General features: G+C 74.1%; 24 protein-coding genes. 11 read left to right on the top strand and 13 right to left on the bottom strand.

Annotated features, from left to right (window positions below):
* Positions 1-19: 19 nt before the first annotated feature.
* The 6 genes from AB2L28_RS17965 to AB2L28_RS17940 all read right to left on the bottom strand — a co-directional run bounded on the left by AB2L28_RS17965 (position 20) and on the right by AB2L28_RS17940 (position 6166).
* The gene (locus AB2L28_RS17965) at positions 20-982 is read right to left on the bottom strand and encodes an aldo/keto reductase (protein WP_370720356.1); all 963 of its coding nucleotides are present in this window, start codon (positions 980-982) and stop codon (positions 20-22) included.
* Entirely contained in the window at positions 979-1824 is an 846-nt protein-coding gene (locus tag AB2L28_RS17960; protein ID WP_370720355.1) for an ATP-binding cassette domain-containing protein, read from the bottom strand. The genes AB2L28_RS17965 and AB2L28_RS17960 overlap by 4 nt, the downstream gene beginning before the upstream one ends.
* Entirely contained in the window at positions 1821-2612 is a 792-nt protein-coding gene (locus AB2L28_RS17955) for an ABC transporter ATP-binding protein (RefSeq protein WP_370720417.1), read from the bottom strand. The genes AB2L28_RS17960 and AB2L28_RS17955 overlap by 4 nt, the downstream gene beginning before the upstream one ends.
* A gap of 104 nt (positions 2613-2716) precedes the next feature.
* On the bottom strand, positions 2717-3643 hold the full coding sequence (locus AB2L28_RS17950; protein ID WP_370720354.1) for an ABC transporter permease: 927 nt from the start codon (positions 3641-3643) through the stop codon (positions 2717-2719).
* On the bottom strand, positions 3640-4575 hold the full coding sequence (locus tag AB2L28_RS17945) for an ABC transporter permease (protein ID WP_370720353.1): 936 nt from the start codon (positions 4573-4575) through the stop codon (positions 3640-3642). The genes AB2L28_RS17950 and AB2L28_RS17945 overlap by 4 nt, the downstream gene beginning before the upstream one ends.
* A 4-nt stretch (positions 4576-4579) precedes the next feature.
* Entirely contained in the window at positions 4580-6166 is a 1587-nt protein-coding gene (locus AB2L28_RS17940) for an ABC transporter substrate-binding protein (RefSeq protein WP_370720352.1), read from the bottom strand.
* Positions 6167-6450: 284 nt separating this feature from the next.
* On the opposite strand from AB2L28_RS17940, the gene AB2L28_RS17935 reads away from it, so the two are divergent.
* From AB2L28_RS17935 to AB2L28_RS17925, 3 genes are read left to right on the top strand one after another with little or no spacing between them, the layout of a single operon-like run.
* Entirely contained in the window at positions 6451-7611 is a 1161-nt protein-coding gene (locus AB2L28_RS17935; RefSeq protein ID WP_370720351.1) for a four-carbon acid sugar kinase family protein, read from the top strand.
* Positions 7608-8672 (top strand): 4-hydroxythreonine-4-phosphate dehydrogenase PdxA, encoded by a 1065-nt coding sequence (gene pdxA, locus AB2L28_RS17930; RefSeq protein ID WP_370720350.1) that lies wholly within the window; start codon positions 7608-7610, stop codon positions 8670-8672. Before AB2L28_RS17935 ends, pdxA begins: the two co-directional genes overlap by 4 nt.
* A 7-nt stretch (positions 8673-8679) precedes the next feature.
* Positions 8680-9483, top strand: coding sequence for a DeoR/GlpR family DNA-binding transcription regulator (locus tag AB2L28_RS17925; RefSeq protein ID WP_370720349.1), 804 nt, complete (start codon positions 8680-8682; stop codon positions 9481-9483).
* Positions 9484-9673: 190 nt separating this feature from the next.
* On the opposite strand, the gene AB2L28_RS17920 is transcribed toward AB2L28_RS17925, so the two are convergent.
* On the bottom strand, positions 9674-10588 hold the full coding sequence (locus AB2L28_RS17920; RefSeq protein ID WP_370720348.1) for an NAD-dependent epimerase/dehydratase family protein: 915 nt from the start codon (positions 10586-10588) through the stop codon (positions 9674-9676).
* A gap of 95 nt (positions 10589-10683) precedes the next feature.
* Here AB2L28_RS17920 and AB2L28_RS17915 point away from each other — a divergent pair, with 95 nt between their 5' ends.
* Entirely contained in the window at positions 10684-11790 is a 1107-nt protein-coding gene (locus AB2L28_RS17915; protein WP_370720347.1) for a Gfo/Idh/MocA family oxidoreductase, read from the top strand.
* Between the two features lie 13 nt (positions 11791-11803).
* Here AB2L28_RS17915 and AB2L28_RS17910 read toward each other — a convergent pair whose 3' ends face one another.
* Positions 11804-12253 carry a GNAT family N-acetyltransferase gene (locus AB2L28_RS17910; protein ID WP_370720416.1) on the bottom strand — a complete coding sequence of 150 codons (450 nt, stop codon included), beginning with the start codon at positions 12251-12253 and terminating at the stop codon, positions 11804-11806.
* A gap of 55 nt (positions 12254-12308) precedes the next feature.
* The gene (locus AB2L28_RS17905; RefSeq protein WP_370720346.1) at positions 12309-13547 is read right to left on the bottom strand and encodes a VWA domain-containing protein; all 1239 of its coding nucleotides are present in this window, start codon (positions 13545-13547) and stop codon (positions 12309-12311) included.
* A 73-nt stretch (positions 13548-13620) separates the two neighbouring features.
* On the opposite strand from AB2L28_RS17905, the gene AB2L28_RS17900 reads away from it, so the two are divergent.
* The 5 genes from AB2L28_RS17900 to AB2L28_RS17880 all read left to right on the top strand — a co-directional run bounded on the left by AB2L28_RS17900 (position 13621) and on the right by AB2L28_RS17880 (position 17406).
* On the top strand, positions 13621-14445 hold the full coding sequence (locus tag AB2L28_RS17900; protein ID WP_370720345.1) for an oxidoreductase: 825 nt from the start codon (positions 13621-13623) through the stop codon (positions 14443-14445).
* Positions 14446-14495: 50 nt separating this feature from the next.
* Positions 14496-15428, top strand: coding sequence for an aldo/keto reductase (locus AB2L28_RS17895; protein ID WP_370720344.1), 933 nt, complete (start codon positions 14496-14498; stop codon positions 15426-15428).
* Between the two features lie 86 nt (positions 15429-15514).
* Entirely contained in the window at positions 15515-16357 is an 843-nt protein-coding gene (locus tag AB2L28_RS17890) for a phosphatase PAP2 family protein (RefSeq protein ID WP_370720343.1), read from the top strand.
* A 15-nt stretch (positions 16358-16372) separates the two neighbouring features.
* Entirely contained in the window at positions 16373-16972 is a 600-nt protein-coding gene (locus tag AB2L28_RS17885; RefSeq protein ID WP_370720342.1) for a bacterial proteasome activator family protein, read from the top strand.
* A gap of 101 nt (positions 16973-17073) precedes the next feature.
* Positions 17074-17406 carry a hypothetical protein gene (locus tag AB2L28_RS17880; protein ID WP_370720341.1) on the top strand — a complete coding sequence of 111 codons (333 nt, stop codon included), beginning with the start codon at positions 17074-17076 and terminating at the stop codon, positions 17404-17406.
* A 96-nt stretch (positions 17407-17502) separates the two neighbouring features.
* Here AB2L28_RS17880 and AB2L28_RS17875 read toward each other — a convergent pair whose 3' ends face one another.
* Positions 17503-17889, bottom strand: a complete 387-nt coding sequence (locus AB2L28_RS17875; protein WP_370720340.1) for a nuclear transport factor 2 family protein — start codon at positions 17887-17889, stop codon at positions 17503-17505.
* Positions 17890-18190: 301 nt separating this feature from the next.
* Here AB2L28_RS17875 and AB2L28_RS17870 point away from each other — a divergent pair, with 301 nt between their 5' ends.
* On the top strand, positions 18191-18373 hold the full coding sequence (locus AB2L28_RS17870) for a hypothetical protein (protein WP_370720339.1): 183 nt from the start codon (positions 18191-18193) through the stop codon (positions 18371-18373).
* A 25-nt stretch (positions 18374-18398) separates the two neighbouring features.
* On the opposite strand, the gene AB2L28_RS17865 is transcribed toward AB2L28_RS17870, so the two are convergent.
* The 3 genes from AB2L28_RS17865 to AB2L28_RS17855 form a co-directional block, all read right to left on the bottom strand.
* Positions 18399-19676: a glycosyltransferase gene (locus AB2L28_RS17865; RefSeq protein ID WP_370720338.1), complete on the bottom strand. Its 1278-nt coding sequence runs from the start codon at positions 19674-19676 to the stop codon at positions 18399-18401.
* A 227-nt stretch (positions 19677-19903) separates the two neighbouring features.
* A complete protein-coding gene (locus tag AB2L28_RS17860; RefSeq protein ID WP_370720337.1) occupies positions 19904-20167 on the bottom strand; it encodes a hypothetical protein in 264 nt (87 codons plus the stop codon).
* Positions 20168-20210: 43 nt separating this feature from the next.
* Positions 20211-20669 carry a MarR family winged helix-turn-helix transcriptional regulator gene (locus tag AB2L28_RS17855; protein ID WP_370720336.1) on the bottom strand — a complete coding sequence of 153 codons (459 nt, stop codon included), beginning with the start codon at positions 20667-20669 and terminating at the stop codon, positions 20211-20213.
* A 291-nt stretch (positions 20670-20960) separates the two neighbouring features.
* Here AB2L28_RS17855 and AB2L28_RS17850 point away from each other — a divergent pair, with 291 nt between their 5' ends.
* Positions 20961-22124: a S1C family serine protease gene (locus AB2L28_RS17850; protein ID WP_370720335.1), complete on the top strand. Its 1164-nt coding sequence runs from the start codon at positions 20961-20963 to the stop codon at positions 22122-22124.
* Positions 22125-22128: the final 4 nt, after the last annotated feature.

Here is a 22128-nt window from a genome sequence, read left to right as displayed (position 1 = left end):
GTGGTCGTGGGTCGGGGGGTCAACGGTTGTAGGCCGGGGCCGGTCCGCGCAACGCGGTCCCCACCTCGTCGCAGGCCGCGAGGACGTCGGCGGGCAGCGGGCCCTCGGCCAGCGCCCGCAGGTTCTGCCGCAGCTGCTCGGCGCGCGACCCCCCGAGCAGCAACTGGTCCACGACGTCGCGGTGGGCCGTCCAGCGCAGCGCGAGCTCGGCCATCGGCAGCCCCGCCCCCTCGGCCACGACGCGCAACCGCTCGACGCCGTCGAACAACTGCTCGTCCCAGTACCGCTGCGTGTACGTCCCCGCGAGCCGGGACGACCCGAACCGCCCCTCCGAGGGGCGTTCGGCGAAGCGGTGCCGGCCCGTCAGCAACCCGCCGCCGAGGGGGTTGTAGACCATCGTCGCGAGCTGGTGGACGGCGGCGAACTCGACGTACTCCTCCTCGATGCGGCGGGCCAGCAGGTTGTAGAGCTGCTGAGCCACGACCGGCCGGGGGGCACCGACGCGGTCGGCGGCCGTCTCGACGTCGGCGATCTGCCAGGCGGCGTAGTTCGAGACGCCGAGGCGACGCACCTTGCCCTCGGCGACGAGTTCCGCGACCGCCGTCAGCGTGTCCTCGACGGGGGTGGAGCGGTCGGGCTGGTGCAGGTAGAGCAGGTCGAGCCGGTCGGTGCGCAACCGGCGCAGGCTCGCCTCGACGCAGCGCCGGACGGCGGCGGGCGAGAGCGGGGCGTCCTGCCCGGCGTCCGGGTGCGGCATCCCGACCTTGGAGGCGAGTTCGACCTCGTCGCGCCGGCCGGCGAGCAGGGTCCCCAGGAGTTCCTCGGTCGCTCCGCCGGCGTAGGCGTTGGCGGTGTCGATCGCGCTCACCCCGTGGGTGAGGGCCACGTCGAGCATCTCCTTCGCCGCACCCTCGTCGACGGTGTCGGCGAACGTCATGGTGCCGAGCACGGGGCGCGCGCCCCCGTTCCCCGTGGTGGTCATGCGGCGGTCCCTCCGGTGGTGGTGAGCACGCCGCGGACGACGTGGCGGGGTTTGCGGCCGACCATGGCGGCCGGGTCGAGCGCGGCGCGGCGCAACCGGCGCGTGTAGTCCTCCGCCGGGCTCGTGAGGACCCGGGTGGTGGGCCCGGTCTCGACGACCCGGCCCCGGCGCATGACGACCACCTCGTCGCTGATGCCCTGCACGACACCGAGGTTGTGGGAGATGAACAGGCAGCTGATGCCGCTGTCGCGCTGCACCTCGCGCAGCAGGTCGAGCACCTGCGCCTGCACGGAGACGTCGAGCGCGCTCGTGGCCTCGTCGCACAGGAGCAGCTCGGGTTCCGACGCCAGGGCGCGGGCGATGCCGATGCGCTGGCGCTGACCGCCGGAGAACTCCGCGGGCCGGCGGTCCAGGCCGCTGGCCGGCAGACCCACCCGGTCGAACAGCTCCCGGACGCGGGCGTCCCGGCGGTCCTTCGGGGTTCCCCGCTGCCGCAGCGCCTCACCGACGATCTCCGCGGCCGTCAGGTGCGGGTCGAGGGAGCCGTAGGGGTCCTGGAACACCATCTGCCAGCGGTGGCGCAACGGACGCAACCGGCGGTCGGGCAGGTGGGTGATGTCGGTCCCGTCGAGCAGGACCCGGCCCGCCGTGGGTTCGAGCAGCCGCATGACGGCCTTGGCGACCGTGGACTTCCCGCAGCCGGACTCCCCCACGACGGCGACGGTCGACCCGCGCGGGACGCGGAACGAGACGCCGTCGACGGCGCGGAACGCCCCGGCCCCCGCGCCGTACTCGACGACGAGGCCCTCGACCTCCAGGACGGGTGTGCCGGTGCCGTTCACGAGCGTCCTCCTGCCGGGGTGAACCCCGGGTCCTCGTCCCAGACCCCCAGCGCGGGGACGGCGGCGAGCAGCTCGCGCGTGTACTCCTCGCGCGGGTTCCCGACGACGGCCTCCACCTCACCGGACTCCACGAACACCCCGCCGCGCATGACGTGCAGGCGGTCGGACACGAGCCGGGCGACCCCCAGGTCGTGGGTGATGACGAGCAGCGCCACGCCCCGCTGCTCCTGCAGTTCCAGCAGCAGGTCCAGGACACCGGCCTGGACGGTGACGTCGAGGGCCGAGGTGGGCTCGTCGGCGACGATGAGCTGCGGTTCGCTCGCCAGTGCCATCGCGATGAGCACGCGTTGCAGCATCCCGCCGGACAACTGGTGCGGGAACTTGCGCAGCTGCGCCGGCGGGTCGGGGATGTGGACCTGCTCCAGCAGGCGTTCGGCGCGGGCCTTCACGGCCGTCGCCCCGCTCGCGGCGCCGGCGTGCCGGACGGCCTCGCACAACTGGCTGCCGATGCTGTGCACCGGGCTGAGCGCCGTCATGGGGTCCTGCGGGACGAGCGCCACGGTGCGGCCGCGGGCGGCGGCCATCGCGCGGGGTTCGCGCAGCACGTCGACGCCGTCGAGCACGACCGCCCCGGACAGGACGGCGAGGTCGTCGGGCAGCAGCCCCAGGACCCCCATCGCGGTCGTCGACTTGCCCGACCCCGACTCCCCGATGAGCGTCACCGTCTCACCGCGGTCGACGGAGAACGAGACCCCGTCGACGGCGCGGACGATCCCGCGGGCGGTCATGAGTTCGACCTGCAGGTCGCGCACCTCCAGCAGCGGCGGGGCGTCGGGGCCCTGCCGCTCGCGGGCGGCGTCGCGCACCTGCGGTCCGGTGCGGTCGAGCGTCTTCACGCGGTCCTCCCTCGGTCCAGCAGTCCACGGACGCGGCGGCGCCAGGACGTCGCCGCCCCGTCGCGCAGCGCGTCCCCCAGCAGGTTCACCCCGACGACGAGCAGCACGATGGCCACGCCGGGGGCGGTGACGAGCCACCAGGCGGTGCCGATGTAGTCCTGCCCGTCGGAGACGATGCGGCCCCAGGTGGCGAAGGGGCGTTGCGGGCCCGCGCCGAGGAAGCTCAGCGCGCTCTCCAGCAGCACGGCCTGCGCCAGCAGCAGCAGGACGACGAGCAGGGTCTGCGGCAGGACGTTCGGGACCACGTGGCGCACGAGGATCCCCACCCGCCGCAACCCCAGGGTGCGGGCGGCCGCGACGTACGGCTTCTCCCGTTCCACGAGCACCAGGGAGCGGGTCAGGCGTGCCACCTCGGGCCACTGCGCGACGGCGATGACGAGGGTGATGACGAGGATCGACTGCCCGAACAGCGCCACGACGAGCAGCAGCATCATCAGCAGCGGCAGCGACATCTGCGCCTCCAGCAACCGGGAGACCACGACGTCGACCCAGCGCCCGTAGAACCCGGCCGCCGAGCCGAGCGCGAGGCCGATGGCCCCGGAGACGACGACCGCCAGGACGCCGACCGCGAGGGAGACCTGCCCCCCGTGCAGGACGCGGGACAGCAGGTCGCGGCCCAGCTGGTCGGTGCCGAGCAGGTGGCCGGCGCTCAGCGGCGGCAGCAGCCGGTCGCCGAGGTCCTGGGCGTTCGGGTCCGGCAGCGGCAGCAGGTTCGCCACCAGGATGGGGACGACGACGATCAGCGCGCAGACGAGGCCGGCGACCGTCTTGGTGCGGTTCGCGCGGGCCTGCCGCGTCGTCGCCGCGCGGGCGAGGTGGGCCGCCGTGACGGCGCTGGGCCGGCTGGTGGTCTGCGTGCTCATGCTGCACTCGCCTTCCCGAGACGCACACGTGGGTCGAGCAGGGGGTAGAGGAGGTCCACGAGCAGCTGGACGCCGATGGCCAGGACGGACGTCACGAGGACGGTGGCCTGGATCAGCGGGTAGTCGCGGGTCTCCAGGGCGCGCACGACCAGCGAACCGACGCCGGGCCAGGCGAACACGACCTCGACGACGACGACGCCGTTGAGCATGGCGGCGAACCGGGTGCCGAGGGCCGTGAAGACGGGGATCGCGGAGTTCCCCATCGCGTAGCGCCACGTGAGGACGTGGTCGGAGAAACCGCGCGAGCGGGCGACCACGAAGTACGGCGCCGCGAGGTTCTGCACCATCTCGCGCCGCACGAGCCGGGACAGCAGGGCGACCTGCAGGATCGCGATGGTCACGGCGGGCAGGAGCAGGCCGCTCCACGTCGCGAACCCCGACGCCGGCAGCACCGGCAGGGCCACCGCGAAGACGCTGAGGAGCAGGACGCCGATCCAGAAGTCCGGCATGGACTGCCCGGCGATGGTCGCGACGTTCGCGGCCAGCTCGGAGCGGCTGTCGCGACGGCGCGACATCCACACGCCGAGCGGGATCGAGACGACGGCGGCGACGACGATGGCCGTGCACGCCAGGGTGAGTGTGTAGGGCACGCGGTCCGCGACGACGCTCAGCGCGGGGGCCTGGAAGCTGTAGGACTCCCCCAGGTTCCCGTGCAGCAGCTGCGACAGGAACGTCAGGTACTGCGAGGCGAGCGGGTCCTCCAGGCCGAACCGGTCCCGCACCTGCTGCAGCTGCTCGGTCGTGGCCAGCGGGCCGGCGAACGCGCGGGCGGGGTCGCCCGGGGCGAGGCGGATGAGGACGAACACGGTCGAGACCGTGAGGAAGACGGTGAGCAGGCCCTGGCCCACTCGCTTCAGGACGTACGCGACCACGGCCTCAGCCCTTCAGCTCGACGGCGGACAGGCGGTAGTTGTTCGCGGGCGACAGGTCGATCCCGTGGACCCGGTCCCGGCGCGCGAGGATCGCCTTGGGGTTGAACTGCCAGGCGCAGGGCCAGGTGTCCCAGACGGCCTGCTGCGCCTGGGCGGTGAGTTCGCGCCGTCGCACGGGGTCGGTCTCGGAGGACGCCGCGGCGATGAGGTCGGTGACGGCGGGGACGACGTATCCCTGGTAGGTGTCGCGGGTCTGCTCCTTCTCGGCCGTTCCCGCGTACATCCCCTGCAGCATGACGATCGCCTGCCCGGTGGGTCCGGGGAAGCCGTTGCCGAGCAGGTCCCAGTCGCCGGCGCGACCCTGCCGCCAGGACATGATGTCCCCGCCGGGCTGGAACTCCCGCAGCCGGGCGCGGACACCGATGTCGCCGAACATGTCGACGAGGGCCTCCATGACGAACGTGTCGCCGGGGAACTCCCCGGACTCCCACACGATGGTGACCTCGAGGTCCTGCGCCCCCATCGAGGCCAGGATCTTCCGGGCGGCTCCGGGGTCGTAGACGTACTCCCCGGTCTTGACGTACCCGTCCTGGTTGGAGGTGACGACGCCCTCGGCCTGGACGGCCGTGCCCGCGAGGACCTCCTCGACGAGGGACTTCCCGTCGATCGCCATGCTGAGGGCCTGCCGGCCGCGCGGGTCGGCCAGCGGGTGACCCGGGGGTTTGCGGAAGTTGTAGAAGATCTGGTTCAGCCGCAGGCTCGGCACCTGGCTCAGGTGGATCCCGGGCAGGCCTTCGAGCTGCTGGGCCGAGTCGGGGGTGATGGAGTCGATGACGTCGACCTCACCGCTGCGGATGGCGATGACCCGGCTGGACTCCTCGGGGGAGAACCGCACGTCGACCGTCCGGGTCGTCGCCGGGGTCCCCCAGTACCTCTCGTTCCGCGTCAGCCGGTAGGTGCCGGTCCCCCGGTCGTGCGAGGTCATGACGTAGGGGCCCGAACCGAGCCCGTCCTGCAGTTCCTCGGGGCGGTTGGCCGCGGCCGGGGTGATGAGGATGTTGCTCATCAGCGCGTCCAGCATCGGCAGCGGGCGCTCGGTGTCGAGGGTGAACGTGCGGTCGTCGAGCTTGCTGACGGTGGGCATCTCGGGGAAGAAGCTCGCGACGAAGCTGGCACCGGTGTCGGCGTAGCTCTGCAGCGCCGTGGCGACGTCCTCGACGGTGACCGGTGAACCGTCGGAGTAGCACGCCTCGGGGCGCAGCCGGACGGTCCAGCGCGTGGGTTCGGTCAGCTCGAAGCTCTCCGCGAGGACGAGCGCGGGTTTCACGTCCGTGCCGATCTCGGTCAGCGCCTGGCGCACCGCGCGCTGCACCGTGACGGCCGCGTCGAACTGGTTCAGCTTGTTGTCCAGGCTCACGAGGGACCGGTTGAGCGCGAGGGTCAGCGTGTCGGGGCCGGGAGCCCCGGTGGGGCCGGCGCAGCCCGTGAGCGCACCGAGACCGGCCACGCCGAGGCCCGCACCGCCGGCGAGCAGCGTGCGGCGGGTGAGCTGGGCGGAGCGATCGGGTGGTCGGGGTGTCGCGGCGGTCATCGGTGACCCCTCATCTCGGCGGGACGGGACCGGTGGGCTCGTCCTGATCGGCTGCTGATCGGGTGCTGCTCGCGGTGCTGCGCGGGTGCTGGTCGGTCTCGCGGGCGCCGGTGCCGGGTCGTCCGGACGGCGTCGTCCGACGAGCACTGTGCCACTCCTGCTCGGAACGCGCAACGGTCTGGCGCGAAACACGCAACCTGTGGGACCGTGGTCCCGCCGGGCCAGGCGACGTCGCCGTGAGAGCCGCCGCGAGACCCACCGCGAGAGCCACCAGGAGGTGACCCGTGACCGCACCACCCACCCCCCGCGCGCCGACGCGCGCCGCCCTCCAGCACGTCCTGGCCGACGACCTCTCGGGCGCGGCGGAGGTCGCCGGTGCCCTGCTCGCCCGGGGCCGGGACTGCCGCGTCGTCCTCGCCGGTCCCGACGGCGCGCCCGCCGCGCCCAGCGGGGACGGCACCACCGTCGTGGACACCGACCACCGGGCGAGCGCGCCCCCGTCGGCCCGGAGCGCCGTCCGCGCGGCCACGGCGGACCCGGACGGTCCCGCCCTCGTCGTCGTCAAGCTCGACTCCCTCTGGCGGGGGAACGTCGCCGCCACGGTCGAGGGGCTGCGGGACAACGGTTTCCAGGTCGTCCTGGCGGGAGCGCTGCCGTCCCTGGGCCGGTCGGTCCGGGACGGTGCCCCCTTCGTCCACGACGTCCCGCTGGCGGACACCGCGCTGTGGGCCCTCGAACCGCGTCCGGCGCCCCGGACCGTGGCGGACCTGCTGGACGGGCACGTCACCGCCGTCCCCCTCCACGCCCTGCGCACCGGCTGGACCCTCCAGGGCCAGGAGCTCTGCGTGCTCGACGGGGAGACCGGCAGCGACCTGCGCGCCGCGGCGGCCGCCGCCGCCGGGGCCGTCTCCCGCGGTCGCCGCGTGGCCCTCGTCGGCAGCGCGGCCCTCGTCGCCGCCGTCGCCGACACGACCCCCGCCCCGTCCCGGCGCGCCCCCGCACCCGTCCCCGCCGCCGGCCACCGGCCGGTCGTCCTCGCCGTGGGCAGCGGATCGGCCGCTGCCGTCGCGCAGACCGCGCACCTGCGCGCAGCCGCCGTCGTCGACGAGCACACCCACCTGCTGACGGTCGACGCGAGCGGTGCGGGCCCCGGGGAGGCGGTCGCCGACCTCGCGCGCCGGGTCGGGCGGACCCACGCCACCGCCGACCTCGTCCTCACCGGCGGGCAGACCGCGCGCGCCGTCCTGGACCACCTCGGCGTGCGGTGGCTGCGACCGGTCACCCAGCCCGACCACGGCGTCGTCGTCAGCCTCGCCGACGACGGCCGCCTGGTCGCCACCAAACCCGGCAGCTTCGGGCAGGACCCGACGCTCACCGACCTCGTCCGGCTGCTGCGCGCTCTGCGCAGCGGTGTCCCCGTCCGCGCACCCCAGGAGATCCCGTGACCCCCTCGACCGTCACCGACGCCACCTCGGCCGCTCCCGCGGGCACCCGTGGGGACACCCGTCCCGCGATCGCCGTCACGATGGGCGACGGCGCCGGGGTCGGCCCCGAGGTCACCGTCGGCGCCCTCCTCGACCCGGCCGCCTACCGGGACGGACGCCCCGTCGTCGTCGGGGACGCCGAGCGGTTGCGGCGGGCCGCGCGGGCCCTGGGCGTCCAGGCGGACGTGGTGGTCGTGCCGGACGTGGCCGCCGCCGAGTTCGCACCGGGCCGGGTCAACGTGATCGACCCGGGTCTGCTGCCGGCGGACCTGCCGTGGGGGGAACTGTCCGCCGCGGCCGGGCACGCGGCGCACGAGTACGTGCGGATCGCCTGCGAACTCGCGATGGCCGGGGACGTCCAGGCCATCTGCACCGCCCCCCTCAACAAGGCCGCCCTGCACGCCGCCGGCCACCTCTACCCCGGGCACACCGAACTCCTCGCCCACTTCTGCGGCGTGCAGGAGGTGTCGATGATGCTGACGACCCCGCGCATCAAGGTCATCCACGTCACGACCCACATCGGGCTCATCGACGCGATCGCGCGCATCGAACCCGGACTCGTGGAACGCACGATCCGCCGCGGGGCGGAGGCGCTGCGGCGGGCGGGGAACCCGAACCCGCACGTCGGGGTCTGCGCCATCAACCCGCACGCCGGGGAGAACGGGCTGTTCGGGTACGGCGAGGAGGCCGAGAAGGTCACCCCCGGCATCGAGGCGGCGCGCGCCGCGGGCGTGGACGCCGTCGGTCCGTTGCCGGCCGACACGGCGTTCTTCCTCGGCGGCCGCGGTGACTACGATCTCATCGTCGCGATGTACCACGACCAGGGCCACGGCCCGGTGAAGGTGCTCGGGATCGAGGCGGGGGTCAACATCACGGTGGGATTGCCCGTCATCCGCACGTCGGTCGACCACGGCACGGCGTTCGACATCGCGGGGACGGGACGGGTGGAGGTCGGCAGCATGGTCGAGGCGTTGCGGCAGGCCACGGAGCTGGCGGGCGCACCCGCCTCGTCGGGGTCGTGAGACCGGCGTGAGCGAGCCCGCCACCGCCTCGGGGACCGACGCGCGCCGTCGCGAGATCCTGCACCTGGCCAGCACCTCCGGGATCGCGAGCGTGGAGGAGCTGTCGGCACGGCTGGGCGTCACGGCGTCCACCATCCGTCGCGACCTGGCGCGGTTGCGCGACCAGGGCCTCATCACCCGCACCTACGGCGGCGCCGCCCCCTCGGTCGCGCACCCCGAGCAGTCGCTGCGGCAGCGCACCGGCGAGGCGTTCGAGGCCAAGCGCGGCATCGCCCGCTGGGCCGCGCGCCAGGTCCGGCCGGGCGAGACGGTGATGCTGGACGCGGGGACGACCGTCGGAGCGCTCGCCCACGAACTCCGGCGCCGCGCGCCGCTCACCGTCGTCACGACGGGCCTGACCGTCCTCGACGAGCTCGCGGACGCCGACGACGTCGAGGTCGTCTCCCTCGGGGGTTCCCTGCGCCACCTCAGCCAGGGTTTCGTGGGCCCGCTCACCGAGGCCGCCCTCGAACGCGTGACCGCCGACGCGGTGTTCCTCGGGGCGGACGGCGTGAGCGCCGAGGACGGGATCTGCGAGGCCGACCAGCAGCAGACCCGCCTGAAGGAACTCATGGCGCGCCGGGCCGACCGCGTGCACGTCCTGGCCCACGCGGTGAAGCTCTCCCGCCGCCCGTTCCACGCGTGGGCGCCGATGCCGGCCGGCTGGACGCTCGTGACGGACGCCGCCGCCGAGCCCTCCGCCCTCGCCCCGTTCCACGCGGCGGGGGTGCGGGTCGTCGTGACCGACGGGGAGGGTGCGGAGGTCCCCTGAGGTTCCGCCCGCTCTGCTGCCACCCGCTCCGGTGCCACCCCGCAGGTCAGTACGACTCCGCCGTCATCGGCCACAGCTCACCGACGAGCCACTGCCCCACCAGCACCAGGACGACGACGAGGAGCACGAGCAGCGCCCCGAGCACCCGCGGGTCCCTCACCCCGTCCCCCCGTCGCCCGCAGGAGCCGGCTCACCCCTGCCTGCGGGGGTCCTCCAGCACGTCCCGCCAGGAGTGCTGCGGCTCGTACCCGAGCAGTCGGCGGGCCTTCTCGATGCTGTAGAACGTCTCGTCGCGCCCCATCTCCCGCCGCACCTCGACGCCCCCGTAGAACTCCTCGATGACCTCCTGCGTGGTCGCGGCGACCGACATGTCCGCGTTGGCGACGTTGAACACCTCGAAACCCAGGCCGTCCGTCTGCAGCGCCTTGAGCGTCGCCTGACCCAGGTCGCGGGTGTCGATGTAGGCGAAGACGTTGCGACGGCGCAGCGCGGGGTCGGTCAAGAACGGCGGGAACTTCTCGGCGTACTCGTCCGGCTCGATGACGTTGTTGATCCGGAAGCCGTAGACGTCCGCGCCGGTCCGGGCCTGGAACGACCGGGAGACGACCTCCCCCGCCACCTTCGACATCGCGTAGGAGTCCTCGGGGACGACCGGGTGCTCCTCGTCGACGGGCACGTACAGGGGTTTGCGCTCGCCCTGGGCGAAGCAGACGCCGTACGTGGTCTCCGAGGAGGCGAAGACGACCTTGCGGACGCCGAGCCGCGTCGCGGCCTCCAGCACGTTGTAGTGCGCGAGGACGTTCGTCGCGAACGTCGTCGCGTCCGGGGCGCGCAGGATGGTGGGGATGGCGGCGAAGTGGACGACGGCGTCGTAGGACGAACCACCCGCGCTGCCGCCGGGGCCGTCGAGGTCGGCCATCGTCGGCATCCCCGCCAACGCCGAGTACACCTGCCCCGCGTCGGTGAGGTCGACGCGCAGGTCGGTGACGTCGGGGTGGCCCAGCGGGGTGAGGTCGGCGTTCGTCACGTGGTGCCCCTGGGAGGCCAGGTACGGCGCGACGTGGTGGCCGGCCTTGCCGCTGCCGCCCGTGAAGAAGATGCGCATGCGCCCAGCCAACCACCCCTGCCGGAAGTCGCCAGGCCAGTTCCGGCGCGGCCGCCCCTACCCGGCGCCGGGGCGGGCGGTCTACGGTCGCGGACGTGGACGCAGAACCCCGCCGCGAACCCCTCCGCCTCGGTGTCGTCGGCACGGGCTACCGGGCCGGTCTGTTCCTGGACCTCGTGGCCCGGGTCCCCCACCTGCTCCAGGTCACGGGCGTCCTGGGGCGCTCCCGCGCCTCGGCGGAGGCGGTGGTGGCCGGTCGCGGGCTGCGCGTCGCCGACGACCCGGCCGGGCTGCTGGCCACGTCCCCGGAACTCGTCCTCGTCGTGGTGCCCGCGGCGCAGGCAGCGGCGACCGTGACCGACCTCGTGGGGCGCGGCGCTCACGTCCTCACCGAGACGCCCCCCGCGCCGGACCTGGACGGGCTGCGCGCGCTGTGGGACGTGGTCGGTGCGAGCGGCCGCGTCCAGGTCGCCGAGCAGTACCTGCTGTTCCCCCACAACGCCGCGCGGTTGCGGGTCGTGCGGGACGGAGCCGTGGGCGGACCGACGTCGGTGCAGGTGTCCTCGACGCAGACCTACCACGCGACCTCGATGATCCGCGGTTTCCTCGGCCTCGGGGCGGAACCGGTGCGCGTGGTCGCGAGCGCCACCACCGCTCCCCTGGCCGACCCGATCGCCCGCCCGGGCTGGACGGGCGACGCGCAGCCGCACCCGTTGACGACCACCGTGGCGACGTTCGACGTCGGCGACGGTCGCAGCGCGCTGTACGACTTCACGCAGACGCAGACCCGGAACCCCCTGCGGGCCCGCCGGCTGGTCGTCCGCGGCAGCCTGGGCGAACTCGTCGACGACCGCGTGGTGCGCCTGGCCGACGCCACGACCGTCCTGACCTCGTCGCTGGAACGGCGCCAGACCGGGCACCGGCAGGACGTGCAGGGTCTGGACCTGGACCAGATCGCGTTCGAGGGGCGAGTGGTGTTCCGCAACCCCTTCACGGGCTCGCGGCTGTCGGACGAGGAGATCGCCCTGACGCTCCTGCTGCAGCGCGCCGGGGCCTGGGCCCGGGGCGAGGGCCCCGGACCGTACCCGCTGGCCGAGGCCGCGCAGGACCACCTGCTGGGGCTGGCGGTCGACGAGGCCGTCCGCACGGGCCGGCCGGTCACGACGACGAGCGAGGCGTGGGCGGGAGGGCTCGGCGGCTGACGGGGGACGCCGATCAGCCCGTCGGGACCCAGAACCTCAGCTTCACCCCACGACGCTCCTGGAACAACCCGCCGTTCGCCTCGATCACCTTCCGCGAGGCCACGTTGTCGTCGTCGCACGTGACGAGGACGCACTCCAGCCCCAGCGCGTTCGCGACGGGCAGCGCGGCTGCGAGCATCCGCGTGGCGTGCCCACGACGCCGCGCGGCGGGGACGATCCAGTAGCCCACGTGACCGCCGAGGTCGCGCAGCCGCGGGGTCAGGCGGTGCCGCACCTGCACGCGGCCCAGGTACTCCGCCCCCTCCACCCACCACAGGTTGGTGGAGGGGACGAAACCCTCCGGTCGCGGGGTGCCCTCCCGGGCGTCGGCGGCGAGCCGGTCGACCCAGTCGTCGAACTGCGCGTCGTCGGTACCGGCGACACCGGCGTAGGCGGGGTGGTCGTCCCACTCCCCGGCCCGCACCGCGCGCCGGATCGAGTCCGCCACCGACGAGCGCGGGACGACGAGGGCAGGCACGTCAGGACAGGCCCTGCAGCGCCGGGGCCCCGGAGGGGTAGTACGACCGCACCCAGCTCGGGAACTCCTGCAGGATCCGGTCGTACAGCTCCTCGTCGCTCACGGTGTCGAGGTCGTCGAGGGCGAAGAACCCCGTGTTGTCGTGCCGGCGACCCGTGAGGGTGTCGAGCTTCTCGAGGATGCCGTAGTCGCTGCGGCCGATGCCGATGAACTGCCAGAACACCGGCTCGCGCTCCACGGCGCGCAACGCTCTCTCCGTGCCCTTGTCGTCCGTGACCCCGCCGTCGTGGAAGAACAGCACCAGGGTGGGGATGTCGAGGGGTTCGCGGGCGACGTAGCGGGCGACGTCCTCGATGACGGCCTTCTCGTTGTTCCAGCCCTCGGCCCCGGTGTACCGCTTGGCGGTGTACGTCTGCAGCCACGTCGGGAGGTCCCCGATGGTGATGTCCTCCAACCGCTGCGCGCGCCCACCCATCGCCCACGCCTGCATCTCGGCGCCGTCGTCGACCTGCGCGGCCACGGGCGCGACCCGTTCCACGGCCCGGGAGAACACGCCCCTGCGGTAGAGGGAACTGGTGCTGCCGGAGACGTCGAGGACGACGACGACCCGGCACCGCAGCCCCGTCATGCGGTGCTTGGTGAGGACGAGCGCGACCTGCTGCTTGCGCAGGTTCAGCGCCTTGCGCATGTCGACGGGCAGCTTCTCCTCGCCCTTGGTGAAGTTCACCGCGGGGGGCACGGGGGCGGGTTCGGCGGCCGGTTCGTCGACGGGTTCGTCGACGTCGACCCCGAAGTCGGTCGCCAGGCCCGCGAGACCGTCGTCGTACCCCTGTCCCACGGCGCGCACCTTCCACGCCCCGCCCCGCCGGTAGACCTCGGCGAGCACGACGACCGTCTCGGCACCGAGCCGGGACGGCGTGAACTCCAGCGTCGAGGACCCGTCCTCGACGCTCAGCCGCACCCGCGCGCCGGCGAACGTCGCCCCCTCGGCCTCGGGGCTGGCCACGACGACGACCCGGTCGGCCCCCGGGCGCAACGCATCGAGGTCGAGCGCGAGCGCCCGCCCGTCCAGCCGCACCCCCGGTGCGGACGGCTGGTTGAAGAACACCATGTCGGCGTCACCGCCGACCTTGCCGTCGGGGTTCACGACGAGAGCGGTGACGTCGACCGGCCCCTCGACGCGCACCTGCAGGGACGAACCGGTGAGCGGGGCGTTGCCGCCCTCGGTGAGCGTGGTCACCCCACCGTTCTACCCGACGGGTCCGCGGCGGTCCCGGGCAGACAGGGGCGGCGTCAGGTGACAGGGTGCGGTCATGTCCACCTGGTTCATCACCGGCTGCTCGACCGGCCTGGGTCGCTCGCTGGCCGAAGCCGTCCTCGCCCGCGGCCACCGCGCCGTCGTCACCGCCCGCGACGCCTCCAGGGTCGAGGACATCGCGGCCGGCCACCCCGACACCGCCCTCGCCCTGTCCCTGGACGTCACCTCCCCCGAGCAGGTCACCGAGGCCGTCCGCCGGGCCGAGGAACGCTTCGGCGGCATCGACGTCGTCGTCAACAACGCCGGCTACGGCTACCGCGCCGCCGTCGAGGAGGGGGTGGACGCGGACGTCGAGAAGCTGTTCGCCACCCACGTCTTCGGCGCCACCTCCGTCCTGAAGGCCGTCCTGCCGGGGATGCGCGAGCGCCGCAGCGGCACGGTGCTCAACGTCTCCTCGATCGGTGCGCACGTCTGCCCGCCCGGGTCCGGCTACTACGCCGCGGCCAAGGCGGCGCTGGAGGCGGTGTCCCGCTCGCTGCGCACCGAACTGGCGCCCCTGGGCATCTCCGTCACGATCGTCGCGCCCGGCGGGTTCCGGACCGACTTCGCAGGTCGCTCGCTGACGCAGTCGCCCGAACCCATCGCCGACTACGCCGACACGGCCGGCCCGCGGCGCATCGAGAACGACACCGCCCACGGGACCCAGCCGGGCGACCCGGCGAAGGCCGCCGAGGCGATGATCGCGCTGGCCGAGGCGGAGAACCCGCCGTCGGCGGTGTTCCTGGGTTCCGACGCGCTGTCGGCCATCGAGGGCGTGCTGGAGCAGCGCCGCTCGGAGGTCAACGTGTGGCGGGAGCTGAGCACCAGCACCGACTTCTGAGACCGTCCCGTCCGGGTGTCGGCGGCGCCGGGTCGTGGTTGCCTGACGGCATGACACGCATCGGCACCTCTGAACTCGACGTCCGTCCGCTGAACCTGGGCGGCAACGTCTTCGGCTGGACGGCCGACGAACCCACCTCGCACGCCGTCCTCGACGCCTTCGTCGAGGGCGGCGGCGACTTCATCGACACCGCCGACGTGTACTCGGCGTGGTCCGACGGCGGCGCCGGGATCTCCGAGACGATCATCGGCACCTGGCTGGCGAAGTCCGGCAAGCGCGACCAGGTCGTCATCGCCACCAAGGTCGCCAAGAAGGCCGACCGCGCCGGTCTGGGCGCCGAGAACGTCCGCCGGGCCGTCGACGAGTCGCTGCAGCGCCTGCAGACCGACCGCATCGACCTGTACTGGGCGCACGAGGACGACCGCGACACCCCGCTGGCCGAGACGCTCGGCGCGTTCGACGAGCTCGTCACCGCCGGCAAGGTCCGCGCGATCGGCGCCTCGAACTACACGGGCTCACGTCTCACCGAGGCGCTGGAGACCTCCCGGCGCGAGGGCTTCGCCAGCTACGTCGCGGTGCAGAACCACTACAACCTCCTCGAGCGCGAGGAGTACGAGCGCGACGCGCTGCCCGTCGCGCAGGCCAACGGGCTCGCCTCGCTGCCGTACTCCTCCCTCGCGTCGGGTTTCCTCACCGGCAAGTACCGCCCCGGCCGGCTCGCTGAGTCGCAGCGGCAGGCGAAGGCCTCCTCCTACCTCGACTCCCCCCGCGGGCCGCGGGTGCTGGGGGCGCTCGACGAGGCCGCCGCCGCCCACGGCGTCGACGTCGCCGCGGTGGCCCTGGCCTGGCTGCGGTCCCGGCCGACCGTGCTCGCCCCCATCGCGAGCGCCCGCACCGTCGAGCAGCTCGCCCCGCTGCTGGCCTCGATGGACCTGGAGCTGACGGCCGACGAGCTCGACGCGCTGGAGCACGCCTCCCGCTGAGGGGGGACCGGCGGTGCACGGGAACATCACGTTCCCTGCACGCGCCGAGGTGCGCACGGGGTGCGCGCGTGCCGCAGAGTGGTGGGGTGAGCACCACAGCCGCGCCCCAGCCCTGGAGCCCCCCGCGATCCGCGTCCACCGGGCGCAGCTGGTCCCCGGTGGCGCTGGGGGCCGCCTGGGGGCAGCTCGTGGCGCTCGGCGTCCTGTACGTCGTGTGCGTGCGGACGGCTCCGGGCCAGCGCGAGGAGAACCGGCTGCACTCCCTGGCGCTGGAGAACCGCGGTTCGGAGACGGGGTGGTTGCGGACCGCGTTCGACCTCGTCGACCGGTTGCAGCCGCAGCACCTCGTCCTCGGGGTGGCCGTCGTCGGGCTCGTGGGCCTCGTGCGCGGGCGCTTCGGCGCGGCCGTGAGGGGTGTCGTCGTCGCGGCCGGGACGCTGGGGCTGACGGAGCTGCTCAAGCTGGTCCTGCTGGAACGCCCGAACCTGCTCGAGCACGGTTCGGCGGCCAACAGCCTGCCGAGCGGGCACACGTCCGCGGTGCTCGGCCTGGCCCTGGGGCTCCTCGTCGCCGGGCCCCGCTGGCTGCGCCTGCCGCTGGCGCTCGCGGGGGCGGTGGCCGCGGGGGCGATGGGCGCCTTCGTCATCGCCGACGGCTGGCACCGGGTCAGCGACGTCCTCGCCTCGGCCCTGGTCGGCTCGATCGTCCTCTGCCTCGTGCAGGTGGTGCCGCACCGCGGTGAGCGGCGACGTGCCGCCCTGGTCCGGCTCGCGCTCGTCGTGCCGGGGGCCGCGGCCGCCGCGCTCGTGGTGGTCTACGCCGGCGGCGCCCCCCTCACCACGTCCTACCTCGTCGCCGGGGCCGTCGTGGCCCTGACCGTTCTCACCGCGGCCCAGGCCCTGCCGCGAGAGGTGCGCGGCAGGGCCTGAGGGCAGGATGGGGGCATGTCCGAGCAGACCCACGCCTTCCCCGAGGACCCGACCCCGCCCGACGCCCCGCGCGAGACCGGCGAGGGCCCGGACCCCCGCGTCGTCGTCGTGACGCCGCAGGGCATGGGCATCGCCGAACCGCCGGAGGACGGCGAGCCCGGCCCGGCGGACATGGTCTCCCAGCCGGCGAAGGTCATGCGGATCGGCAGCATGGTCAAGCAGCTGCTGGAGGAGGTGCGGTCCGCTCCGCTGGACGAGGCGGGGCGCAACCGGCTCGCCGAGATCCACGAGCGCTCCCTCAGCGAGCTCGAGGACGGTCTGTCCACCGATCTCGTCGAGGAGCTGCGGCGGATCGCGCTGCCGTTCGCCGAGGGCCAGACCCCGTCGGAGAGCGAGCTGCGCATCGCCCAGGCCCAGCTCGTCGGCTGGCTCGAAGGGTTGTTCCACGGCATCCAGACGGCTCTGGTGGCCCAGCAGATGGCGGCGCAGGCGCAGTTGCAGGAGATGCGGCGCGCCCTGCCCGGCGGGATGACCGCGACCGGTCCGCAGGGACGTCCCGGGGGCGGTGACGGGATGCCGCGCGTGCACCCCGGCGGGACGGGGCAGTACCTCTGAAGCTCGCGTTCTGGCGGCGCACCCCGGACCCGCTCGGTGAGGGGGTCTGGGCGCGCGCCGCGCACGCCGCCGACCGCGCCGTCCGGCGCGTGGAGATGGTGGTGGGCGGCACCCCGCCCGGGCCCGCCCGCGCGGCGCTGGAGGAGTTCCTGCCCCGGGTCGACCTCGTGGCCCGCGCCGTCCGCGCCCAGTGCCTGCGGGCTCAGGAGGTGGCGCCCTCGGCCGGCGACCTCCTCGTGCCCGGCGGCCCCGACGGCGAGCACCCGGAGATCCACCGCCGGCTGACCCGGACCGCCACCGCCTGCGCGCAGGTCGCCGAGGCCGCGGCGATGGTGCGGGTCGCGGGCGCGGACGGTGACCCGGTCGACCCCGGTCTGCTGGCCGCGGTGGAACGTGCCGTCGTCAAGGCCGAGACGCTGGCCGACCTGCGCTGAGCAGCGGGCACGCCCCTGCTCCGGGGGCTCGGGTACCGCGGTGGTCCGGCCGGGCGAGCACCGTGCACGGGGAGCGGCGGCGGCCACGGGCCCCGGTCAGGCCAGGTAGGTGTCGATGGGGCTGTTGTCGACGTAGATGCGCTGGTCGGTGAACCGGCCCTCGGCGATCGTGAAGATCGAGCACGCGTTGATGGTCTCCTCGACGCCGTCGGGGAACCGCCAGACGCTGGCGACCTCGAAGACGACCACACCGTCCTCCTCCTGCCAGACGTTGATGAGGGGGTGGGCCAGCGTGGTGACCTTGTCGAGGAGGGTGCTCATCTGCGCGAGGACGACGTCACGACCGTGCACGGTCGGGGCGTTGGCGAAGGTGAGGGTGATGTCGGGGGCGTAGTAGCCGCGCAGGGCGGTGAGGTCCTTGGCTTCCATGGCGGCGAAGTAGCCGGTGAGGAAGTCGAGGGTGTCCTGGGGGGCGCGGGGCATGACGTGGTCTCCGTCGACGCGGTGGTGGGCGAGTTCGACCGGTCGATGCAGCACCGGACCGGCGCGAGGACTCTAACCGCCCGGCGAACACCTCCACGCGAGTCCGCCACCCCAGCACCGTCCGCGGCGGCGTCTTCGGCCCGGGGAACGGCGAACCGTCGCAACGACCCGTGCTCCGTCCTGGGGTGTCGCGATGAACCCCAGGCGGGGACGCCTCCAGCGAGCCGTGATCGCCCTGGGTCTGGCAACCCCTGACGACGAAGCGACACGAGAACCTCGCTCGGGTCGCCAGGGCGCGACGGTGTGGGCGGCGACCCTCCTGGGAGCTGCGCCGCTCGCCCTGGCGTGCTGCCTGCTGGGCTGGGTGAGTGGCCGCACCGCGGTGGCCTTCGCCGTCTACACCGTCGCGATCGTCCGCATCCCCCCGCTCGTCTCACGGTGGCTGTCCGTCAGGCGTTCCCGGCGCCGTCGGCGCACCCCGTGACGACCCCGGACCTCGGGGGCGTCGGTCAGCGGAGTCCTTCGAGGACGTCGACCGCGGTGCTCGTTCCCTGCTCGCCGGCCATGGCGCCAGCCGTCGCGATCGCCGCTCGCCGGTACCCGGCTGCGGCCCCGAGCCGGTCCGCCAGTCGGGCCACGTCCAGCTTCCGCGCCGGCACGGGAGCAGGGCTCAGCCCGTAGCGGTGCAAGCGTGCAGCCCACCACGGCTGGTCGGCGATGAAGGGGACCACGACCGAGACGGCGCCGGCACGAGCGACAGCGTGGACGGTGCCGGCTCCCCCGTGGTGCACGACGACGTCGACTCGGGGGAACACCGTCGAGTGCGGGACGGAGGACCGGACGAGCACGTCCTGGCCGGCTCCTGCCGCCGTTCGTGCCGCGTCAGCGTCCACACCGCCCCAGCCCGTCACGATCAACACGCGAGCACCGCCGGCACGAGCCCCGGCGATCACCACCCGGCTGCGTTCCCGAGCCGCTGCGGTCCCCGTCGCCATGGAACCGAACCCGGCCACGACGATCGGGACGCGGTCGTCGTGGGCCCCGGCGAGGAAGTCCTCGACCTCCGCGTCCGGGCGGGCAGCCGTGGTGTCCTGCCACGACCCGGTCAGGTGTGCGGTGTCCGGCCAGTCCAGGGGGCGGGGGACGAGGACCGGGCTGACCGGGCAGAGCACCGCGGCGGGGGAAGGCAGGGGCGCTGTCCGCGGGAAGCCGTGGACAGCGCGCAGGCGCCGCAGGTCCGGGCCGAGCGCGGCTACCGCGCCTGCGGTGACGCGGTAGGTCAAGCGGTTCACCCCCCGGCCCAGGTCGCGGGAGGCGATGCCCGCGGCGGGGAAGTCACCGGTCGGCGTGAGGGTGGGTGCGGTTTCCACGACGACGTGGGGGACGTCGAGCACCGCTGCGGCCAGGGGGGCCGAGACCACCTTGGGGTGGGCGACGACGACGTCCGGTCGCACGTCCAGGGCCGTTCGCAGCGCCGTCGACAGCAACCCCCGCAACGCCGGGTGGACGGTGGTGCGCCACGACCGCAGCGCGGCGACGGGCGAGACGCCTCGGGTGGCGATCAGGTCACCGAGGTCACCGTCGAGGACCCGGACCTCGAAGGGTTGGGGTCCGAGCCCGGACGTCATGCTCCTGGTGGCGGCCAGCACCACCTCGTGGCCACGGCGGGAAGCTTCCCGCGCCAGCGCGAGGAAGGGTTCGACGTCACCGCGGGAGCCGGCCGTCAGCAGCAGCAGCCGACGTGCACCGCCAGCGGCGCCCGGGCGGTCGTCCTCGGGGTCGAGCACGTCCGCAGAATGCCACGTCCTGGGGTCGAGACCTCCGGCTCCTCGCCGGGAAGCCGGAGGTCGAGGGGCGCGGACGGCGCAGGTCGCGGCGTCCGGGCCGGTCACGGGTCTCCTCGACGCCTCGGACGGGGACGGGCCCGGGGAGAACGGGCCGCTCGCTCCGAAACCCGGGCGGCTGGCTCGTCGACGTCGAGGAGAGACGTCGGCACCCGCCCGGACGCGTGACGTCAGCGCACACCGGGACGGCGTCGGCGACGCCTCGCGCGGCCCACGACGTCGAAGACGGTGCTCACGAGGGTCGCGAACGCGAAGGACTGCAGGCCCTGCACCCCCGCACCCCGGGCGCCGGCGAGCAGCACCACCGCGACGGTCACCCAGACCGGCGCCAGGAACAGCCACCGCCGCGCGTCCCGCAGGTCGAAGCGGCGCTCGATCAGCCAGGCGTAGGCGTACCCCAGGGCGACGCACACGATCGTGACGAGCAGGAACACGGGACGCTCCTCCGGTCGGGAACCCCACGCTACGGGCGGGGGGTCAGATCACCGGCCCCCCGGGGTCGTCCCCCGGACCGGCGACCTCGTCCGCCGCGCCGGCGAAGGCCCGCATGCCCTGTTCCACGACGCGCCGCCGCCCCGCCGGCAGCGCCGCCAGGATCCGGGCGACCTCCTGCTCGCGCCGGCGCATCACGTCCTCGACGAGCCGCCGCCCGGACTCGGTCGGCGCCAGCAGCACCTCGCGGCGGTTCGCCGCGTTCTCCTGCCGGGTGGCCCAGCCGTCCTGGACGAGCCGGTCGGCCAGTCGCGTGAAGCTCGAGGCGTGCACCCCGACGTGCTCGGCCAGCAGACCGCTGCGCAGCGGACCGTGGGTCACCACGAGCAGGAGCGTCCGGTACTGCGTCAGCGTCACCTCCTCCAGGGCCTGCGCCATCGACCGCACCGCGACCCCCACGAGCGCGCGCGAGGCGTCCACCGTGGCCCGCGCGGTGTCGTCCACCCCTGCCGTCCCTCCCCCGGCCCCGCGGCGGGGCACCGCTCGATCCTTGCACGATGTTCAGAGTGCGCAGCACGACAACCGTTCCTAGCGTTCACCCCGAGAACCGAGGAGGAACGCCGTGCCCCCCACCTGGCTCACCGTCGCGGCCCGGTCCTGCCCGCCCCTCTCCTGCGCCTGTGCGGCAGCCGTGCCCGTCGACGGCCGCGGGCACCACCGGCGGACCGGGTCGTGCAGATCGTGCGGCGGGGCGAGCGCGGCGGTCGGCGTCAGCCGCCGCATCGAGGAGGCGGTGTGACGGACCCGCTGGACGCACCGGCACCGGAGAACGACGACGACACCCCGCACCAGGAGGACACCATGACCACCACCACGACCCACCGCCGCCGGACGCCGTGGAAACTCGCCGCACCGCTCCTGCTCACCCCGGTCCTGCTGGCCTCGTGCACCGGGCAGGACTCCCCGACCGACGACCCCGGCAGCAGTTCCCCGGCCTCGACCGCCTCGGCGGCCGCGGTCGCCCCGGCCGTGCAGTTGCAGGACGCCTACCAGCAGGTCATCACCTCCGTGCTGCCCTCCGTCGTCGAGATCCGGACGGACAGCGGCCTGGGCAGCGGCGTGGTCTTCGACGACCAGGGCAACATCGTCACCAACGCCCACGTCGTCGGGTCGGCCACGCGGTTCCAGGTGCAGTTCGCCAACTCCGCGAGGTCCTACCCCGCGACCCTGGTGGGCACCTACCAGCCCAACGACATCGCGGTCATCAACGTCCAGGGGGCGCCGGACCTGCGGCCCGCCACCTTCGCGGACTCCAGCACCGTGGACGTCGGGGCCATCGTGCTGGCGATGGGGAACCCCCTGGGGCTGTCGAGCAGCGTCACCGACGGGATCGTCTCGGCCGTCGGCCGCACCGTCACCGAACCCGCCGAGCAGGGTTCCCCGGGCGCCACGCTGCCGGGCACCATCCAGACGTCGGCCTCGATCAACCCCGGCAACAGCGGGGGCGCGCTCGTCGACCTGCAGGGGCAGGTCGTCGGCATCCCGACCCTCGCCGCGACCGACCAGCAGCTCGGCGGGGCCGCCCCCGGCATCGGGTTCGCGATCCCGTCCAACGACGCCAAGAACATCGCCGAGCAGCTCATCCAGAACGACGGCGAGGTCGTGGACTCCAACCGCGCCGCGCTCGGGGTGAGCGTCACGACCGTCGCCGACGCGTCCGGCCGGCCGGCCGGCGTGGGGGTCGTCGACGTGGCCCCCGACGGACCGGCCGCCACCGCGGGCCTGCGCGCGGGGGACGTCATCACCGCCGTGGCGGGTACGGACGTGACCTCGACCGCGCAGTTGTCCGCGGTACTCGCCGGGGAGTCCGTCGGGTCGTCCGTCGACGTCCGGTACGTCCGCGACGGGCAGCAGCAGACCGCGCAGGTCGTCCTCGGTGAACTGACCACGGGGGGCTGAAACC

It is taken from the genome of Kineococcus mangrovi, assembly GCF_041320705.1.
GTDB lineage: Bacteria > Actinomycetota > Actinomycetes > Actinomycetales > Kineococcaceae > Kineococcus > Kineococcus mangrovi.
The sequence above is the reverse complement of the archived record's forward strand: the minus strand, read 5'-3'. Positions and strand labels throughout refer to the sequence as shown.

Coding starts and splice junctions, on each gene's coding strand:
- AB2L28_RS17940 (WP_370720352.1), bottom strand. CDS start 6,166: ATGACCGCCGCGACACCCCGACCACCCGATCGCTCCGCCCAGCTCACC.
- AB2L28_RS17965 (WP_370720356.1), bottom strand. CDS start 982: ATGACCACCACGGGGAACGGGGGCGCGCGCCCCGTGCTCGGCACCATG.
- AB2L28_RS17950 (WP_370720354.1), bottom strand. CDS start 3,643: ATGAGCACGCAGACCACCAGCCGGCCCAGCGCCGTCACGGCGGCCCAC.
- AB2L28_RS17895 (WP_370720344.1), top strand. CDS start 14,496: ATGACACGCATCGGCACCTCTGAACTCGACGTCCGTCCGCTGAACCTG.
- AB2L28_RS17920 (WP_370720348.1), bottom strand. CDS start 10,588: ATGCGCATCTTCTTCACGGGCGGCAGCGGCAAGGCCGGCCACCACGTC.
- AB2L28_RS17885 (WP_370720342.1), top strand. CDS start 16,373: ATGTCCGAGCAGACCCACGCCTTCCCCGAGGACCCGACCCCGCCCGAC.
- AB2L28_RS17955 (WP_370720417.1), bottom strand. CDS start 2,612: ATGACCGCCCGCGGGATCGTCCGCGCCGTCGACGGGGTCTCGTTCTCC.
- AB2L28_RS17875 (WP_370720340.1), bottom strand. CDS start 17,889: ATGCCCCGCGCCCCCCAGGACACCCTCGACTTCCTCACCGGCTACTTC.
- AB2L28_RS17900 (WP_370720345.1), top strand. CDS start 13,621: ATGTCCACCTGGTTCATCACCGGCTGCTCGACCGGCCTGGGTCGCTCG.